A 4,249-nucleotide genomic window follows, 5' to 3' on the forward strand; every position below is an offset into this window, starting at 1 on the left:
GGCACGGAGACCGTTGCGTCGCCGTCGGCGTTGAGGTCGACCTGGCCGTTGGCGATCGACTTGGTGAAGGTAACCGGCTCGTAATTCCACGAATTGTTGGAGCGGTACCACTGGTAATTGCGTTCGACCTTGACCAGCGTCCATTGCGCGCCTTTCAGCGCCTCACGCTTGCCGTCGGGATCGACGGCGATCAGGCTGAACTTGGCCGTGCCGCCCTGCGGCACTTCATTGTCGGCGAAATCCGGACGAATGCCGATCATATGGCCCTGCGGGCGGATGCCGATGTTGAGCGAGCGCTCGATGGCGCGGCCGCCGGTTTCACGCATCCTGACCGTCACCTTGGCGTCGACCAGCTTGGTGGTCGAGGGCAGTTGGTCGACGGAGACCGGGAAGGTCACCTTGCCGTCATCGCCAACCACCGGCAGATCGGCGAGGGGGGTGACCGTGGGTTCGGCCGACTGCTCGTCGGCGAGACCGAAGGAAAAGCCCTGGAAACGGTCCCAGTCGCGCGACGTCGACAGCGTCAGCTCGCCTTCCAGCGCCAGGCCTGCTGCCGGCGCGCCATAGAGGAAGCGGCCGTCAATGTCGATGTTGGCGGTTTCGCCCTGGGCGATTTCCTGCTTGTCGGCCTTCATGTCGAATTCGATGCGATCCGGCACGAAATCCTCGACCAGGAACATCTGGCTGGCCACCGCGGGCTGCTTGGGATCGGTGTAGATCGACACCGACCAGGTGCCGCGCATGGCGTTGGGGGCGAGCGGCAGGTCGACGGCATGGCCGCCGGCCGATGCGCCGTCGCTGACGATACGGCGGTCCTCGACGCCGTCGGGGCGCGAGAAGATGAAGGTCAACGGCAGGTTTTCGACCGCCTTGGCGGCACCGTCGCGAGCAAGTGCGGCGACATGAACATCCTCGCCGGCGCGGTAGATACCGCGTTCGGTCCAGGCATAGACGTCGAGCGCACCTGGCGCCGCGCGCCCGGTGACGCCGCGGTCGGACAGGTCGAAGCCGGCCCGGCCCATGTCGAGGAAGACGAAGTCATTGTCGCCCTGCTTTGCCATCAGCACGGCCGGCACCATGCCGCCGTCGCCGCGCGTCAGGCCGGGGTTGAAGACGGCATGGCCGTCGGCATCCGACGTCGCCGTGCCCAGAACCTCATTGTTCCTGGCGACCAGCGTCAGTTCGGCGCCGGCGATCGGCTTGGCGCTGCCCAGCGAACGGGCAAAGACATTGAGCCCGTCCTGACCGGTATAGGTCGACAGGCCGATGTCGGAGACGACGAACCATTGCGTGGCCATCGAGTTGTAGTCGTCGCTCTTGTCGTTGACGGCCTGGGCGGTCAGCACGTAGACGCCGGGCTTGCGCTGCGGCACCGCCTCGTCGACCGGGAAGGAGGTGGTGACCTCCTTGTTGAGGTCATTGGCGATGTCGAGCTGGCCTTGCCAGACCGGCGCGCCCATCTGCTCGGAAATGTTGGAGATGTCATAGCCGTCCAGCTGGTGCAGGAACTGGTAGCCCGACAGAAGCTGGGCGAGCGAACGATCGCCGATGCGATAGAGCTTCATCTCGGCAGCGTTCATGTTGACGGTAACGATCGGAATGCCACGGCGCGCGCCGGCCGGCAGCACGAAGCTATCACCGGTGAAGCGGGCGGACGGTGCGCGGTCCTGGACATAGATCGACAGCACCACGGGTGCCGCGGTCACTTCGCCGATTGCCGCCGGCAGGCCGGCGCGGAAGGTGACGTCGTAGTGCTGGCCATGCTCCAGCCCTTCGACGCAGATCTGCTTGTCCTTGGCCTCGACGCCCTTGGGCGGTGCATTGTCGACAGTGACGAATTGCGCGTAATCGACGCCGGTCTTGACCAGATCCTCGGAGAATTGCGCGCAGATGCGCGGCGCGCTGGTGTCGGCGTCGATGGTGTGGTCGATAACGCGGAAACCCTTGCGCGCCTTCAGATCGGCATAGTCGGCCTGGACCGCCGGCGACGGATTCAGGGCAAGGCTCGCCTCATAGGCCTGCAGCGCCGGCCGGTAGAGATCGCGCTTGTCGAGGCCGTTGCCGAGCAGCGCCAGCACTTCGGCGCGCGTCTTGGTGGTGCGCAGTAGTTTATAGGCATTGAATGCGGCCGAAGTGCCGTTCGTCGGCAAAGTGGAAGCTTCGGATGTGCTGGCGGCGGGCTGCACGGCCAGCGTTTCACGCGCCAGGTTGAGCCAGAGCTGGCCATCATCGGGCAGTACCGAGACAGCGGCCTCGTATTTCAGCATGGCGGAGCGGTGGTCGCCGGTCAGCACGGCCTGTTCGGCGGCACTCAGCAAGGCAGCCATGCCTTCTGTCGGCTTGTCATAGGCCGGGCCGAGCAGCTTGTTGCGGTATTGCTGGGCCTGGTCGGCCATCCAGTTGGGGAAGAAGGCGAGTTCCGGCGGCGCGCCGATATCAGGATCGCCATCGATGTTGACGACCTTGCCGGCGACCGCGCCATTGAAGGTTTTCAACTGGTTGTAGTCGGATTTGAGGAAGCACCATTTGGCCTTTTTATTGTAGGTGAAGGCGCGGCAGGCCGGGTCTCCCAGGCATGTCGTCTTGCACTGGTCGATTGTCACATTCTGGTCGGACCTGAGATCAAAGCCGAAATAATCGGAATTGTCCGTTGTCGCGATACGCCGGGCTTCGGCCGCCTGCGAGACGCTGCTCCAGGCCAGGACATTGGCCCAGGCAAAAAACAGGAGAATCAGAATCGAAAGACCACGAGCCGCGCGCATTGCCATAACACCCCTCCAGACACAGCTGACGTCCGGGCATGATCAAGCTTCAGTCAGGCTTGTCAACACAAGGACGCGGCAGGGGTCCGCCTGCCAACGGTTTCCTTTCCGGTCGATGACCGGTAGTACCTCCATAGGACAGGGGATCACGCTTTCTTGCGGCGACGCAAAAGGTGTGAATTCCAAGCCCGTCCTATTTCAGACAATTGGATTGTGGCCCCTTTACGAGCGCTTCAGAACTTCATTCCAATTTTAGTTTTGTAACCTAGGTTGTCTTAATGCCGGCGCATGAAGAGCAGATGTCAGGAGGTCGCGCGCCAGGGCGTGCGCTTCCGCGCGCCCTGCTGCTGGCCATGATGTGCTCGACCGTGCTCGTCGCCGAATCGCCCCCGGCGGCCGCTTTCGAGCTTTTCGGCATCAAGCTGTGGGGATCGTCCAGCGACGAGGAGGCCGACATCGTCGATCCTCTGCGCTACGCCGTGACCATCAATGCCCCCGACGCGGACAAGGACCTGGTCAAGAAGCTCGAAAATGCCACGGCGCTGAAGAGCGACGAGGAGCGTCCGGTTTCAGGCTCGCTCGGGCTGATGGCCAAGGCGCGCAGCGACCGAGAACAGCTTGTCGCCGCGCTCTATGCCGATGCCCGCTACGAAGGCGTCGTCACCGTCACCATCGACGGCAAGCCGCTCGACGATTTGCCGCCGGATGCCGAATTCAAGGGTCCGCAGCCGGTTCCCGTGGCGATCGACATTGCTACCGGGCCGAAATTCACCTTGGGCAATATCAGGCTGCAAGGCGACGCGGCAGGACTGATGAGCGCCGATTATGGCCTGATATCAGGCGGCGACGCCGGATCCGGCGCAGTGCTCAAGGCCGAGGCGCTGATCGTGCGGACGCTGAAGGAGCAAGGCAGGCCGCTGGCAGAGGTGACGGACCGCCAGATCGTCGCCGACCATGCCACCTCGACGCTCGACGTGACGCTGACGGTCGCCGCCGGACCGGTCGCCGGCTATGGCCCGACCACCGTGGAAGGCACCGAGAAGGTCGACCGCGACTTCACCGAATACATGACCGGCCTCAAGCGCGGCCGGCAATACTCGCCGCAAGAGATCGACGATGCGCGCGACCGGTTGCTGGCGCTCGAGGTCTTCAACAGCGTGACGTTCAAGGAAGCCGACAAGCTCGATGCCGACGGCAACATTCCGATCGGCGTCCAGGTCAGCGAGCGCAAGCCACGCTATTTCGGCGTCGGCGGCACTTTTTCCAACACCGAGGGGCTGGGCCTTGAGGGCTATTGGGGCCACCGCAATTTGTTCGGCCGGGCCGAGAAGCTGCGCATCGATGGCAAGATCAGCGGCATTGGCAGCAACGATCTCGGCGAACTCAACTACAATGCCGGTATCATGTTCGAGAAACCCGGTGTGATCGGACCGGCATCGAAGTTCTTCGCCGGCGTCAAGACGGTGCTCGAACATCCTGATGCCTAT

2 protein-coding genes are annotated in these 4,249 nt (G+C 63.5%); one reads left to right on the plus strand and one right to left on the minus strand.

Going from position 1 to position 4,249, the window contains the following annotated elements:
- On the minus strand, positions 1 to 2,768 hold a 2,768-nt coding region (locus EN991_RS25410), incomplete at its 3' end, for an MG2 domain-containing protein (RefSeq protein ID WP_206519247.1).
- Positions 2,769 to 3,040: 272 nt separating this feature from the next.
- On the opposite strand from EN991_RS25410, the gene EN991_RS25415 reads away from it, so the two are divergent.
- Positions 3,041 to 4,249 (plus strand): autotransporter assembly complex family protein (locus EN991_RS25415; RefSeq protein WP_164769361.1); only part of this gene is annotated, 1,209 nt, incomplete at its 3' end.

This window comes from Mesorhizobium sp. M7A.F.Ca.US.005.03.2.1, assembly GCF_003997795.1.
Classification (GTDB): Bacteria; Pseudomonadota; Alphaproteobacteria; order Rhizobiales; family Rhizobiaceae; genus Mesorhizobium; species Mesorhizobium ciceri.